This is a genomic window from Saccharopolyspora sp. MMCC62, assembly GCF_057736575.1.
This window is the reverse complement of sequence record NZ_JBYKCM010000007.1, coordinates 100,562-114,870: the sequence shown is the minus strand read 5'-3', so window position 1 is coordinate 114,870 and position 14,309 is coordinate 100,562. Positions and strand designations below refer to the sequence as shown.

Below are 14,309 nucleotides of genomic sequence, written 5' to 3'. Positions count from 1 at the left end.
GATGCGGGCGGTGATCTTCCCCGGGCAGGGCGCGCAGCGGCGCGGCATGGGGGCGGAGCTGTTCGACGCCTACCCGGACGCCGAACAGGAGGCCTCCGAGATCCTCGGCCGCTCGATCCGGCGGTTGTGCTTGGAGGACCCGGACAAGGAGCTCGGCGACACCCGCTGCACCCAGCCCGCGCTGTACGTCGTCGGCACCCTGGCGCACCGCCGGTGGCGCGAGGACGGCGGCACGGCCGATCGGTACGCCGGGCACAGCCTCGGCGAGTACTGCGCGCTGCACGCGGCGGGCGCCTTCGACTTCGCCACCGGGCTGCGGCTGGTGCGGCGCCGGGGCGAGCTGATGGCGCAGGCCCGCGGCGGCGGCATGGTCGCCGTGCTCGGCCTGGAGCCGCCGCGGCTGCGGGAGCTGCTGGACGAGGGCGGGTTCGGATCGCTGGTGGTGGCCAACGACAACGCGCCCGCGCAGCAGGTCGTCTCCGGCGCCGTCGAGGTGGTCGGCGAACTGGTGCCGTACCTGGAGGTCCGCGAGGTCCGCTGCGCCCGGTTGAACGTCTCCGGCGCGTTCCACTCGCCGCTGATGGCGGCCGCGAAGGACGAGTTCTCCCGGTACCTGGGGGAATTCCGGCTCGGCGACCCGCGGGTGCCGGTGATCGCGAACGCCACCGCGCTGCCGTACCCGCCGGGGGAGACCGCGCGGCTGCTGGCCGAGCAGGTGGTCAGCCCGGTGCGCTGGACCGAGGGCGTGTGGCACCTGCTCGACGCGGGCGTCACCGAGTTCGTGGAGCTCGGTGGGCGCGTCGTCGGCAAGCTCGTCGAGCAGATCCGCGCCGCGCCGAGGCCGGAACCGGTGGCCGAAACCGCCCCGAGGCCGAAACCGGAACCGGTGTCCGAACCGGTATCGCGTCCGGAACCGGTGGCCGATGTGGGATCGCGACCGCACGCCGTGGCCGATCCGGGACCGCGTCCGGGATCGGTGGCCGAACCGGCGCTGCGACCGGAACCGGCATCCCGTCCGGAACCCGTGGCCGAAGCCGTGCCGCGTCCGGAACCGGCACCGAGCCCGGAACCGGCGCGCACCCGCGCTCCGGAGCGAACCGGGCCGGTCGACGGGAGTTCCGCACCGCCGGCGGTGCCGACCGGGCTCCCCACCGCCGACGAGCGGGCCACCCACCTCGGCAGCGAGGTGTTCCGCCGCCGCCACGGACTGCGCTACGCCTACGCCGGTGGCGGGCTGTACCGGGGGGTCGCCTCCCCGGAAATGGTGGTGCGCTTCGGCCGCGCCGGCATGCTCGGCGTGCTCGGCACCGGCGGGCTCCCGCCCGGCGAGGTCGAACGCGGCGTCCGCGAGATCCAGCGCGGCCTGCCCGGCGGCCGGGCCTACGGGGTGAACCTGCTGGCCGACCACGATGATCCGGCCGCCGAACGCGACCAGGTGGAACTGCTGCTGCGGCTCGGCGTGCGCACCGTCGAGGCCTCCGCGTTCGTCCGCATCACCCCGGCGCTGGTGCGGTTCCGCGCGAGCGGGCTGCGCGCCGGTCCGGACGGGAAACCCTTGTGCGAGCACCGGATTCTCGCGAAGGTGTCCCGCCCCGAGATCGCCGCCGAGTTCCTGGCGCCGCCCCCGCGGTCCATCTTGGACGAGCTGCGCGCGGAGGGCGCCCTCACCGACGAGCAGGTGCGGCTGGCGGCCCAGGTGCCGATGAGCCACGACCTCACCGTCGAAGCCGACTCCGGCGGGCACACCGACGGCGGCATCGCGGCGGTGCTGATGCCCGCGATGCTGCAGCTGCGGCAGCGCGCGGTGCGGGACCACGGCTACGCGGAACCGATCTGCCTCGGGCTCGCCGGTGGCATCGGGACCCCGTCCGCGGTGGCCGCGGCGTTCCTGCTCGGCGCCGACTACGTGCTCACCGGCTCGATCAACCAGTGCACCGCCGAATCGGCGATGAGCGCGCCGGTGAAGGACGTGCTGCAGGACATCGGCGTCGACGACACCGGCTACGCCCCGGCGGGCGACATGTTCGAGATGGGCGCCCAGGTGCAGGTGCTGCGCAAGGGAGTGTTCTTCCCGACGCGGGCGAACAAGCTGTTCGCGCTGCACGCGCACTACGACGGCTGGGAGCAGATCCCGCGACGCACCAGGGAACTCATCGAACGCACCTACTTCCGCCGCAGCGCGGAGGAGGTGTGGGACGAGGTGTGCGCCTACCTGCGCTCCCGCGGCCGCGACGCGCAGATCGAGCAGGCGGAGCGGCAGCCGAAGCTGAAGCTGGCGCAGCTGTTCCGCTGGTACTTCCACTACAGCACCAAGCTCGCGATGAGCGGCGACGAGCACGACAAGGTGAACCGCCAGGTGCACACCGGACCCGCGCTCGGCGCCTTCAACGACTGGGTGCGGGGCACGGCCCTGCACGAGTGGCGGCACCGCCACGTCGACGAGATCGGCCGCCTGCTGCTGGACGGCGCCGTCGACACCATCGGCGCCGCCGTCGAGCACTGGCAGGCCACCCTCGGCCCGCGCCCCGAACCCGCCGCCGTCGGCTGACACGAGGAGGACCTGATGACCGTCCCGACCACGGGAACCGAGATCCGGCTGGCCTCCCGGCCCGACGGGGCGCCGACCTCGGAGAACTTCACCGTCGCCCGCGCCGAGCTGCCCGAGGTCGGGCCCGGCCAGGTGCTGGTGCGCAACCTGGTGCTCAGCGTCGACCCGTACATGCGGGGGCGGATGAACAACGTGCGCACCTACGTGCCGCCGTTCCAGATCGGCAAACCCCTCGAAGGCGGCGCCGTCGGCGAAGTCCTCGTCTCCCGGTCCCCGCAGCTGTCGGCCGGTGACGTGGTGCTGCACGGGCTCGGGTGGCGGGAGTACGCCGTCGTCGGCGCCGCCGGTGCCACCCGGGTCGACACCGGCGCCGCGCCGCCCGAGGCGTACCTGGGCCCGCTCGGCATGCCCGGCCACGCCGCCTACGCGGGGCTGCTGGAAGCCGCGGAATTCCGGCCCGGTGACACCGTGTTCGTCTCCGGCGCGGCCGGTACCGTCGGCTCGATCGTCGGGCAGATCGCGAAGCTGCGCGGCGCCGCCAAGGTCATCGGCTCGGCGGGCGGACCGGAGAAGGTGCGCTACCTGACCGAAGAACTCGGGTTCGATCGCGCCTTCGACTACCGGGATGGGCCGATCTGGCAGCAACTGGTCAAAGCTTCCCCGGACGGGTTCGACGTCTACTTCGACAACGTCGGCGGCGACCACCTCGACGCCGCCCTGCTGCTGGCGAGACCGGGCGCCCGGTTCGCGCTGTGCGGCGCCATCTCGCAGTACAACGAGCAGGGGGAGGTGGTGGGGCCGCGGAACCTGATGCAGGCCATCGGCAAGGGCATCACGATGCGCGGATTCCTGGTGGGCCACTACGAGCACGTCAAGGACCGGTTCCTCGCCGAGATGGGCGGCTGGCTCGCCCGCGGCGACGTGCGGTGCCGGGAGACCGTGGTGAAGGGCGTGGAGAACACCCCGCAGGCCTTCCTGGACATGCTCGGCGGGAAGAACACCGGCAAGACCCTCGTGCGCGTCGACTGAGCCGATCAGGAGATCAAGACCAGTGAATTCCCCAGTGCTTCCGCCAGAATCCGCACAACCGCCCCACTCCGATCCGCGTCCGGTGTAGTTTCCGGGGCAGGGGTGAGGCGTCGATCGAGCCGCGATTCCCTTCGCCGCAACGGTTTTCGGCTGCGGGACCGGCGACACCCGGACTCCGGCACGGCGTGGTCCGCCCCGGTGCGGCTAGGAAACTCCGGCGCGGCCGCGTTGCCCGGTACGGCGGAGATTCCCCGGCACAGCACCGTTCGCCCGACACGGCAACGCCCGCCCGACACAGCGACGTTCGCCCGACACGGCAACGCCCGCCCGACTCAGCACCGTTCACCCGACACGGCAACGCCCGCCCGACTCAGCACCGTCCATCCGGCTCAGCGCCGTCAACCGACTCGGAATCGTTTCCCAGGCACAGCGAAGAACCGATACCGACGCACACTCGTTCCCCCGGCACAGCAACGACCTCCGGACATCAGGTCACCGCCGATCGCGCGGACGCCATCGACCCGATCCGGTCCAGTGAGAACAGAAGGAAGGCCACCATGTCCGCCCAGAACGCCACCCTGTCCGTCCCCGAAGAGGTCGGGCTGCTCTACGACCGCCTCACCGCCCTGGACACCGAAGGCGCCGGCGGCAGCCTGCACCTCGGGTTCTGGGACCTCGACGACACCGAGGTGCCGCTGGTGGAGGCCGCCGACCGGCTCACCGACATGATGACCGAGCGGCTGCGGCTGCAGGCCGGGCACCGCGTGCTCGACGTCGGCTGCGGGCTCGGCCAGCCCGCGAGCCGCATCGCCACCCGCACCGGCGCGCACGTCACCGGTGTGTCGATCAGCCGGGACCAGATCAGCCGCGCCACCGAGCTCGCCGGGGCCGCCGGCCTGTCCGGGCAGGTCGAGTTCCAGCACGCCGACGCGATGAACCTGCCGTTCCCCGACAACTCCTTCGACGCGGCCATCGCCATCGAGTCGATCTTCCACATGCCCGACCGCGAGCAGGTGCTCGGCGAGGTCCAGCGCGTCCTCAAGCCCGGCGGCAGGCTCACGCTCACCGACTTCTTCGCCCGCGGCCCGATTCCCGCGGACAAGCAGGAGCACGTGGACCGCTGCCTGCGCGACTTCATCATGACCCTCGCCGACGGTGACGACTACCTGCCGATGCTGCGCCGCGCCGGGCTGCGCTTCGCGGAGCTGCTCGACATCACCGAGCAGAGCGTGCGCCCCACCTTCCAGCAGATGAGCGCCGTCAACGACCAGCTCGACCCGGTGTTCCAGGAGGAGGCGGACAAGAAGTTCAGCCCCGCCGACATGGTCGACGTCGACGAGTTCGGCTCCGTCCTGCTGACGGCCGAGAAGCCCGCCTGATCTCCGCGCGTCCCCCCAGGTGAACGGCCCACCCGCCCCGGGAACGCGGGCCGGTGGGCCGTTCACTCCCCCGCCGATCGTGATGAGGGATGGTCTGCTGTGGCCGAGATGGTCGAACACGACGACACCGCGTTGGCGTTCCCGCCGCCGCGGAGGTGCCCGTACCGGTTGCCGGACGAGTACCCGGAGCTGCGGGAGAACTCGCCGGTGCAGCGCGTGCTGCTGCCCACCGGCAAGCACGCGTGGATCGTCACCCGCTACGAGGACGTGCGCAAGGCGCTCATCGACCCGCGGCTGAGCTCCGACCGCGGCGACCCGGACTTCCCGCACATGGTGGAGCTCGCCAAGAGCGACAACGACTCCACCCTGTCGCTGGCCGGGATGGACCCGCCGGTGCACACCCGCGCCCGCCGCGCCGTCGTCGGCGAGTTCACCGTGCGCAAGACCGAGGCGCTGCGCCCCCGCGTCCAGCAGATCGTCGACGACGCGGTGGACGCGATGCTGGCCGGGCCGCGACCGGCCGACCTGGTGCGGGCGCTGTCGTTCCCGGTGCCGTCGCTGGTGATCTGCGAACTGCTCGGCGTGTCCTACGCCGACCACGAGTTCTTCGAGGACCGCACCTCGACGATGCTCAACACCACCGAGCCGCCGCTGGCCCGGCAGCGCGCCTTCTTCGACCTGCAGTCCTACTTGGACGACCTGGTGACGGCGAAGGAGAAGGAGCCGGGCGACGACCTGCTCAGCCGCCAGGCGGCGAAACCCGCCGAGGAGCGCTCCTACGACCACGCCGAACTCGTCGACCTCGCGTTCCTGCTGCTGACCGCGGGGCACGACACCACCGGCAACATGATCTCGCTGGGTTCGCTGGCGCTGATGCAGAACTCGCAGCTGCGGGACCGCGTCATCGCCGAACCGGGCCGCACCCTCGAGGTCGTGGACGAGCTGCTGCGCTACTTCAGCATCACCGACCTGATCACGGTGCGGATCGCCAAGGACGACCTGGAGATCGGCGGGCAGCGGATCAGGGCGGGGGAGGGCGTGTTCGCGCTCGGTGGCTCCGCCAACCGCGACCCGGCCGCGTTCGAGCGCCCCGAGGAGATCGACGTGGAGCGCGGCGCCCGCCAGCACGTCGCGTTCGGCTACGGCCCGCACCAGTGCCTCGGCCAGAACCTGGCCCGGATGGAACTGGAGATCGTCTACAACACGCTGTTCCGCAAGGTCCCCGGCCTGCGCCCCACGACCGCGCTCGACGAGATCCCCCTCAAGAACGACGCGGCCATCTTCGGCCTCCACGCCCTCCCGGTCACGTGGTGAGCCCGAGGCGGTGGCGTTCGACGTCGACGATGCGGCGTTCGACGGGGACGGAGGTGTCGTGCAGGAGGCGTTCGTCGAGGGGACGGGTGTTGAGCGCCTCGGGGTCGGCGAGCTTCGCGGTGCTCTCCCGGGCGTAGGCGTCGAACAGGCGTGACTTGCCGTCGAGGAGTTCGCGGAGCCGCTGGTCCACGGTGTCCTTGGCGAGGATGCGGTGCACGTGGACCTTGCGGGTCTGGCCCATCCGGTGGCAGCGGGCGATGGCCTGCTCCTCGGCGCTCGGCTTCAGCTGCGGTTCGGCGAGCACCACCACGTTCGCGGCCTGGATGTTGAGCCCGGTGCCGCCCGCGCCGATCTGGGCGAGCAGCACGGCGTGCCCGTCGCGTTCGGAGAACTCGTCGACGAGTCCTTGCTTGTCGGTGAGGTCCCCGTCGAGGTTCTTCGGCATCGCGGCGGGCCCGACGGCGTCGCGGACGGCGGCGAGCACCGGGCGGAAGAAGGTGAACACCACGACCTTCCACTCCTGCTGCGCGGCGTCCTCGACGATCTCCCGGAGCCGGGCGAGCTTCGCCGAACCCGGCTGCTCGTAGGCGGCGCGGCGCATCGCCATCAGGTTGCCCGCGCCCACCGCGTTCCGGTAGGCGGTGTCGTCGGCGCCGGTGAGCTCGACCCAGTCCTCCAGCTCGATGAGCTCGGGCAGCTCGGTGAGCACGTCGTCCTGGTTGCGCCGCAGGTACACCGGTGCGACCGCGCGCCGGAACCGGCCGGGGGCCAGCGCGTCCCGCGCGTCGAGCCGGGCCGCGAGCTCCGGTTGCAGGTAGCCGACGAGGGTGCGGAACTCCTCGACGCGGTTCTCCATCGGGGTTCCGGTGAGCAGCAGCGCGCGGTCCGCCCGCGCGACGAGCGACACGACCGCCTGCGAGCGCTGCGCGTGCGGGTTCTTCACGTAGTGCGCCTCGTCGACCACGACCATCGCCAGCGGCGCGGCCGCCACCCCGTGCAGCCGCTGCAGGGTGTCGAAGGAGGTGACGGCGACCCCGCCGTCGCGCAGCCACTCGCGGGTGGCGGCGTCCCGGTGCGGGCCGTGCAGCGGGTGCGGGACGAGGGCGCTGCGCCGGGACGTCTCGTGCACCCAGTTGATCAACACCCCGGCCGGGCACACCACCAGGAAGTGGGTGCCGCCGCGGGCGGTGAGGTGCGCCATCGCGGCCAGCGCCTCCACGGTCTTGCCGAGCCCCATCTCGTCGCCGAGGATCGACTTCCGCCGCGCCAGCGCGAACTTCGCGCCGAACGCCTGGTAGCCGCGCAGCGCGACGCGCAGCAGTCCGGTGTCCAGCCCGGTCGCGGTGACCTGCCGTTCCTGCTCCGGCGGCAGCTGTCCGGTGGCCGCGGCGCCGGTCCCGGCGTGGTCGGTGAGCTCGGCGAGCAGCGTGTTGTAGGTGGCGGCGCGGCGCTCGTAGTCCCGCCACAACTGCGCGGGAGGTTCGGCGCCCGAGTCCTCCGCAGCTGCGGCGACGCGCCGGATGCCGGGTTCGGTGAGCAGCCCGTCCAGCCGGGCCAGCGCGTCCAGCGCGCTGCCGCGGCGGGCGGCGCCGGTGAACCACATCCGCAGCCTGCTGCCGGTCCGCTGCGCCACCGGTTCCAGCTCGTCGAGCGCGGCGAGCCCGCGCCGGATCTCCTTCTGCTGCGCGGAGACCCGCTCCCCGGCGAGCTCCCAGGCCCGCACGGTCGCCAGCAGCGCGGCGTGCTCGGGGTCGCGCCGGTCCGGGTCGATGCGCAGCACCACGTCCTGCGCGCTCGCCCGCGCGAGGCGCGCGGCGGCGGCCGCGGCCTCCTGCGCGGTGGCCGGTCCGACACCGGGCACGGTCTGCAACCGTTCCGGGGTCGCGGCGGCCACGTCGGCGACGGTGCGGTATCCGGCGCGCTCCAGCTCGCCGAGCCGCAGCCTGGTCCGCGCGGCGTCGCGGAGCCTGCCGACCGGCATCGCGCGCAGCCGTTCCCACGCCTCCCGCTGCCGGAACGCGTCGTACTGCCGCCGGGCCCGCTCGCGCAGCCGGTCCGGTTCGGCGAGCAGCCCGCGCGCGGCGGCGCGGAACGACCGCGCGCCCGCCAGCACGGCGCGCGCCGCGCGACCCGCCCGCACCGCACCCGGCCCGTCGTCGAGCCCCATGCTTCCTCCCCAGGAATCCCCTGCTCGTCAGTACCGCACCACCGGCGCGCGGGCAGCCGCCGAGCGGGTGGTGCGGCCCCGGTGACCAGCTTGACCGATCACCGCACGCCGACGCCGCAGGGCCCGGGCGGACGGCCCCTTGCCAAGTATGAACAGGCGTACATACTCTGGTCGGCATGACGTTCCTGGTGCTGTGCCTGGCCATCGTCGCGGGGTTGTGCGGGTCGCTGTGCACCCGCGCCTCGCGGGGGTTCACCCGCTGGGGCTGGGGGATCGGGGCGATCGCCGGGTACGCGGTGGCGACCGTGCTGCTGTCCTGGCTGGTGCAGCGGTTGCCGGTCGGGCTGGTGTACGCGGTGTGGACCGGCGCCGCGGCCGTGGTGCTGGTGGCGGTGGACCGGGTCTTCTTCGCGGTGCGCACCAACCGGGTGCAGCTCGGCGGCATGGCGGTGACGTTGCTCGGCATCGCGCTGCTCGGCACCGGGATGGGCGGATGAGCGCAGCGCGGCGGGCGTGGGCGCACCTCGCGGGCACCATCGGGCTGGAGATCGTCGCCACCCTGGCGCTGCGGGCCTCCGCCGGGTTCACCGCGCCGGTGCCGTCGGCGGTCGCGGTGATCGGCTACGGTGCGGCGGTCGTGCTGCTCGCGCGGGCGCTGCGGGTGATCCCGCTCGGCATGGCCTACGTGATCTGGACCGGCGCGGGAACGGCCGGGGTCGCGCTGCTGGGCTCGGTGCTGTTCGCCGACCACCTGTCCCCGGCGGCATGGCTCGGCGTCGTCTGCGTGATCGGCGGCGTCGCGATGATCAACCTGGCGAAGCGGGATTCGCGGGAGGAACGCCGTGCGACCGAAGAACACCCCGAATGATCCCGAACGCCGGGAGCGGATCGTGGACGCCGCGATCGAGCTGATCCGCGACGGCGGCACCGCCCGCGTCACCGCGCGCGCCGTCGCGCAGCAGGCAGGGGTGCCCGTCGGTTCCGTCGCCTACCACTTCGATTCGGTGCGGGCGCTGCTGATCGAGGCCAGCAGGCGGGTGCTGCGGTCCCGCGCCGACTCGTTGGACGCGTGGCTGCGCGAGGTCACCGCCGAGACCGTCGTCGCCCGGCTCGCCGAGCTGATCCACCACCACCTCACCGCGGAGCGCGGCACCAGCGTCGTCACCTACGAGCTGTACGTCCTCGGGATGCGCGACCCGGAGTTCCGCGCGGTGAGCCGTGCCTCGCTGGTCCACCTGCGGGACAAGCTGGCCGAAGTGCTGCCCGCCCCGGCGGCGGACCGGCTCGCCGCCACCGCCGACGGCTACCAGATGCAATGCCTCTTCGAAGACCGAACCCCCGCACCGGCCCACATCCAAGAAATGCTGCGACCGACCTGACGCCGTAGCGAGCACCGAACGGTCTTCCCTCTTTCCTGTCGGCGGCGAAGCCGCTGAGCCGACGACCACCTGGGACACCGGCACCGCAGCGGGTTCTCAGCTGATTCCTCGCGAGGACGGCGTTGTCGCATGTGGCGGAGTCACCGGTGAAAACGATCCCGCAGGGAGGAAAGCGCCGAGGTTCCGCCACTCACTCCCGAAGGCAGAACGAGTGGCGGCGCCCGCAGCGAGGAACATCACCTTGATGGTGGGCTGGTATGTCCGGTTAGGGTGCTCGGGAGCCAGTCGCGCCCGCGAGGGCAGGGAATCCGGTCGGAAGCCGGAGCTGACGCGCAGCGGTAGGGGCGATGGGCGAGGAACGGCCGCACGGCCGCGACCACTGGACCACCGGTCCGGGAAGGGGACCTCGCCCGGCGAACCCGAGCCCGAAGACCTGGCTGGCTCCCCGGACACCGAGCTCGGTGCCGGATCGCAGCCTGCCGGGCCCCGCGCATGGGTCCGGGGTGAGGAACCACGTGACATGCCGTTCTCGCGTACCCGCGCGTTCCGGGCCGGACTGGTGGCGCTGACCGCGACCGTGCTGGCCTCCTGCGCCGCCCCCGCCGCCGGCCCCTCTTCCGGTGCCGGGTCGACGACGCTGCGCAACTGCGGTGCCGACGTGACCGTCGAGGAGCCGCCGCGGCGCGCGGTGTCGCTGAACCAGTCGACCACCGAGATCATGCTCTCCCTCGGCCTGGCCGACCGGATGGTGGGAACCGCGACCTGGACGGAGCCGATCGACCCGCCGCTGGCCGCGGCGAACGCGCGGGTGCCGAAGCTGGCCGAGAACACCCCGTCGTTCGAGTCCGTGCTGGGCACCGAACCGGACATCGTGCTCGCCGGCTACCAGGCCATGTTCACCGATGAGCGCGTCGCCGACCGCGAGCGGTTCACCGAGCTCGGCGTGCCGACCTACCTGTCGCCGAGCAACTGCCTGCCGGAGGAGGCGCCGCTGCCGGAACCGGTGCAGCTGGCCGACATCTACCAGGAGGTGCAGGACATCGCCGACCTGTTCGGCGTCTCCGAGCGGGGGCGGGCGCTCACCGAGCAGCTGCGCGGCCGGGTGGAGGCGGCGCGGCAGCAGGTCGCCGGGCTGGATTCGCGCGGCGACACCTCGGTGCTGTTCTGGTTCGCCCGCACCGAATCCCCGTACGTGGCGGGCTCCACGGGTTCTCCGGCGATCATGGCCAGGGAGCTGGGGGTGCGCAACGCCTACGGCGACGTCACCTCGATGTGGCCGCAGGTGTCCTGGGAGGACGTGCTGGCCCGCGACCCCGACCTGCTGGTGCTCGGCGACCTCACCCGCGACGGCGAGGGCGACGGGCTCGCGGCCAAGGAGCGGTTCCTGCACGAGGATCCGGCGGTGTCCCGGCTCGCCGCGGTCCGCGACGACCACCTGCTGAGCATGACCGGAACCGAGCTGAACATCAGCCTCCGCACCGTGCAGGGCATCGAGCGGCTCGCGGATCGCCTCGTCGAGCTGGACCGGCAGCGGTGACGGCGGGGCGGCTGCCCGCCTCCGCCATCGTGCTGGCCGGGATTCCGGCGCTGCTGCTGTCGATCGCCGCCGCGGTCACCCTGGGGCCCGCGGACCTGTCGGTCGCGGACGTCGGCAGCGTGGTGGGGCACCGGCTCGGGCTGGTGGACACCGGCGTGTCCCGGATCGGGCAGGGCATCGTGCTGCAGCTGCGGTTGCCGCGGGCGCTGCTGGCGGCGATCTGCGGTGCCGGGCTGGGGGTGTGCGGGGCGGTCCTCCAGTCGCTGCTGCGGAATCCGCTCGCGGACCCGTTCCTGCTCGGCGTGTCCGCGGGGGCCTCCACCGGTGCGGTGTCGGTGGTGGTGCTGGGCCTGGGTGCCGGGGCCATCGGTTTGACGGCGGGCGCGTTCGCGGGGGCGTTGGTGGCGTTCGCGCTGGTGCTGCTGCTGGCGACGATCGCGGGCGGCGCGGCCGGGCACACGGTGCTGGCGGGGGTCGCGGGCACCCAGCTGTTCTCCGCGCTCACTTCCTACATCGTCATCACGTCGGCGGACGCGGAGCAGACCCGCGGGGTGCTGTTCTGGCTGCTGGGTTCGCTGTCCGGGGCGCGGTGGAACGACGTGGTGCTGGCCGGGATCGTGTGCGCGGCGTGCCTGGTGCTGTGCCTGGCCCGCGCGGGGGCGCTGGACGCGTTCGCGTTCGGCCAGGACGCGGCGGCCTCCCTCGGAGTGCACGTGCAGCGGCTGCGGATCGTGCTGCTGGTGGCGACGGCGCTGCTGGCGGCGACGCTGGTGGCCGCCGCGGGCGCGATCGGGTTCGTCGGCCTGGTGCTGCCGCAGGCGGCGCGGCTGCTGGTGGGGCCGCGGCACCGCGCGCTGCTGCCGGTGACGGCGGTGCTCGGCGCGGTGCTGCTGGTGTGGGTGGACGTGCTGGCCACCACGATCGCCGCTCCGCAGGAGGTGCCGGTCGGCGTGGTCACGGCCCTCGTCGGGGTGCCCGCGTTCGCGGTGCTGCTGGCGAAGCGGGGGAGGGTCTCGTGAGCCTGACCGCGCACGACGTGTCCTGGTCCGCCGGGGGAGCCCTGATCCTCGACGAGGTGCGGTTGCGCGTCGAACCCGGCCGGACGGTGGGGTTGCTCGGGCCGAACGGGTCCGGGAAGTCCTCACTGCTGCGGTTGCTCGCCGGACTGCGCCGCCCGGCGAGCGGGACGGTGGTGGTCGGGGACCGCACCACCGACCGCTGGCCGCGCCGTGAACTGGCCCGGCGGGTCGCCGTGGTCGAGCAGCAGGTCGGCACCGATGTGGACCTCACCGTCGCCGAGGTCGTCGCGCTCGGCCGCACCCCGCACCGCAGCGGCTGGGGCGGGCACGACGCGGCGGACGAGGAGATCGTCCGCCGCGCCCTGGAGCAGACCGGGCTGGCCGGGCTGGCGCACCGCCGCTGGCACGGGCTCTCCGGCGGGGAGCGCCAGCGCGCGCAGATCGCGCGGGCGCTGGCGCAGGAACCGCGGGAGCTGGTGCTGGACGAGCCGACGAACCACCTGGACATCGCCCACCAGCTGGACCTGCTGGCGCTGGTGCGGCGGCTGCCGGTGACCAGCGTGATCGCGCTGCACGACCTGAACCTGGCGGCGATGTTCTGCGACGAGCTGGCGGTGCTCTCCGGCGGCCGGGTGGTGGCGGCGGGCACTCCGCGGGAGGTGCTCACCGAGCGGACCATCGCCGAGGTCTACGGCGTCCGCTGCGAAGTGTCCGAAGTGGACGGACATCCGCACGTCCGGTTCCTGCCGGAGCGGCCGGTCAGCGGATGAGCTCGTCGGCGACCCAGCGGGCGACGCCGGGCGGGAACGGCGCGGGCAGGCCCAGCACGACGTGGCCGAACCCGGCGTCGACCGCCGCGCCGATCGAGTCGCGGGTGGCGGCGGGCCGCTCGTAGTCCACCGCCAGGTGGATCGACCGGGTGATCTCCGCCGGGTCGCGGCCGATCTCGGCGCACCGGCGGTCCAGCATGGCGCTGCGGGCCGTCACGTCCTCGATGTCGCCGCCGGGGATGTTCCACACGTCCGCGTGCGCGGCGACGATCCGCAGCGTCGCGAGGGACCGGCCGCCGATGACGATCGGCGGGTGCGGGCGCTGCACCGGCTTCGGGTTGCCGAACGCGCCGGTCAGCTGCACGTGCTCGCCGTCGAAGTCGAACGGCGCGTCCTCGGTCCACAGCCGCCGGATCACGGTGCAGGCCTCGTCGAGCGCGCCGACCGCGCGGGCGGTGTCGTGGAACGGCATCCCGTGCGCGGCGTACTCGCGGCGGGCCAGCGGGTGGTCCGGCCGGGAGCCGACGCCGATGCCGAAGTCGAGCCGGCCGTCCGAGATCACGTCCACCGTGGTGGCGATCTTCGCGAGCATCGCGGGCGGGCGGAACCGGTTGCTGGTCACCAGCACGCCGACGCGCAGCCGCCGGGTGGCGGCGGCGAGCGCGGCGAGCGCCGTCCAGCCCTCGTAGGCGGGGCCGTTGAGGTCGCCGCCGATGGGCATCAGGTGGTCGAACAGCCAGGCGTGCTCGATCTCGGGGATCTCGTCGGCCTCGCGCCAGACCGCGAGGAGGTCGCGGTGGTGCACGTTCTGGGGTGCGGTCATGATCCCGAAGCTGGGGGTGTTCGTCATGTCGTGGCTCCGAAGTTGGCGATCAAGAGGAACAATGTTCCGTTTTTCTGTCGTGGGTCGGCTGCTGGGATTGTTCGGGCAGGGGCGTGCGAGGTCCTGTTCGGTCCAGCGGTGCGGCCGGGTCGCCGCCGGTCGGCCGGGCGGTTCCCGGCCGTGGTCGGCTCGGCGGCTTCGCTGAGCAGAAGTGCTGCTGGTGCTGGGTTTGCGAAGGAGGCGTGCCGAGTCGCGCCGGAGGAGTGTCGTGCGGGTGAGCGGCTCGCGACCCCGCTCCTGCGTGGGCCTCGTGCTCCGGTCGGGTCGAGTGCGGCCGAGTCGTT

Annotated in this window: 12 protein-coding genes and 1 riboswitch; of the genes, 10 read left to right on the top strand and 2 right to left on the bottom strand. The window is 73.2% G+C overall.

Annotated features, from left to right (window positions below; genetic code table 11):
* Position 1: 1 nt before the first annotated feature.
* The 4 genes from AC29IT_RS17825 to AC29IT_RS17810 all read left to right on the top strand — a co-directional run bounded on the left by AC29IT_RS17825 (position 2) and on the right by AC29IT_RS17810 (position 6,270).
* Positions 2-2,548 carry a PfaD family polyunsaturated fatty acid/polyketide biosynthesis protein gene (locus AC29IT_RS17825; protein ID WP_488219497.1) on the top strand — a complete coding sequence of 849 codons (2,547 nt, stop codon included), beginning with the start codon at positions 2-4 and terminating at the stop codon, positions 2,546-2,548.
* 15 nt (positions 2,549-2,563) lie between these two features.
* On the top strand, positions 2,564-3,577 hold the full coding sequence (locus tag AC29IT_RS17820; RefSeq protein WP_488219496.1) for an NADP-dependent oxidoreductase: 1,014 nt from the start codon (positions 2,564-2,566) through the stop codon (positions 3,575-3,577).
* Between the two features lie 557 nt (positions 3,578-4,134).
* Entirely contained in the window at positions 4,135-4,956 is an 822-nt protein-coding gene (locus AC29IT_RS17815; protein WP_488219495.1) for an SAM-dependent methyltransferase, read from the top strand.
* Positions 4,957-5,064: 108 nt separating this feature from the next.
* Complete coding sequence (locus tag AC29IT_RS17810) at positions 5,065-6,270, top strand: cytochrome P450 (protein WP_488219639.1); 1,206 nt, start codon at positions 5,065-5,067, stop codon at positions 6,268-6,270.
* Here AC29IT_RS17810 and AC29IT_RS17805 read toward each other — a convergent pair.
* Positions 6,260-8,437 (bottom strand): DEAD/DEAH box helicase, encoded by a 2,178-nt coding sequence (locus AC29IT_RS17805; protein ID WP_488219494.1) that lies wholly within the window; start codon positions 8,435-8,437, stop codon positions 6,260-6,262. The genes AC29IT_RS17810 and AC29IT_RS17805 overlap by 11 nt on opposite strands.
* Before the next feature lie 176 nt (positions 8,438-8,613).
* Between AC29IT_RS17805 and AC29IT_RS17800 the strand changes: the two genes are divergently transcribed.
* The 6 genes from AC29IT_RS17800 (at position 8,614) to AC29IT_RS17775 (ending at position 13,142) form a co-directional block, all read left to right on the top strand.
* Positions 8,614-8,934: a DMT family transporter gene (locus AC29IT_RS17800; RefSeq protein ID WP_488219493.1), complete on the top strand. Its 321-nt coding sequence runs from the start codon at positions 8,614-8,616 to the stop codon at positions 8,932-8,934.
* On the top strand, positions 8,931-9,305 hold the full coding sequence (locus AC29IT_RS17795) for a DMT family transporter (RefSeq protein ID WP_488219492.1): 375 nt from the start codon (positions 8,931-8,933) through the stop codon (positions 9,303-9,305). Before AC29IT_RS17800 ends, AC29IT_RS17795 begins: the two co-directional genes overlap by 4 nt.
* Positions 9,280-9,816, top strand: a complete 537-nt coding sequence (locus AC29IT_RS17790; protein WP_488219491.1) for a TetR/AcrR family transcriptional regulator — start codon at positions 9,280-9,282, stop codon at positions 9,814-9,816. Before AC29IT_RS17795 ends, AC29IT_RS17790 begins: the two co-directional genes overlap by 26 nt.
* A 265-nt stretch (positions 9,817-10,081) precedes the next feature.
* A riboswitch (cobalamin riboswitch) is annotated at positions 10,082-10,272 on the top strand.
* A 64-nt stretch (positions 10,273-10,336) separates the two neighbouring features.
* Positions 10,337-11,353: an ABC transporter substrate-binding protein gene (locus AC29IT_RS17785; RefSeq protein WP_488219490.1), complete on the top strand. Its 1,017-nt coding sequence runs from the start codon at positions 10,337-10,339 to the stop codon at positions 11,351-11,353.
* A complete protein-coding gene (locus tag AC29IT_RS17780; RefSeq protein ID WP_358438145.1) occupies positions 11,350-12,372 on the top strand; it encodes a FecCD family ABC transporter permease in 1,023 nt (340 codons plus the stop codon). Before AC29IT_RS17785 ends, AC29IT_RS17780 begins: the two co-directional genes overlap by 4 nt.
* Positions 12,369-13,142 (top strand): ABC transporter ATP-binding protein, encoded by a 774-nt coding sequence (locus tag AC29IT_RS17775; protein ID WP_358438148.1) that lies wholly within the window; start codon positions 12,369-12,371, stop codon positions 13,140-13,142. The genes AC29IT_RS17780 and AC29IT_RS17775 overlap by 4 nt, the downstream gene beginning before the upstream one ends.
* On the opposite strand, the gene AC29IT_RS17770 is transcribed toward AC29IT_RS17775, so the two are convergent.
* Complete coding sequence (locus tag AC29IT_RS17770) at positions 13,132-13,992, bottom strand: LLM class flavin-dependent oxidoreductase (protein WP_488219489.1); 861 nt, start codon at positions 13,990-13,992, stop codon at positions 13,132-13,134. The genes AC29IT_RS17775 and AC29IT_RS17770 overlap by 11 nt on opposite strands.
* Between the last annotated feature and the right edge of the window lie 317 nt (positions 13,993-14,309).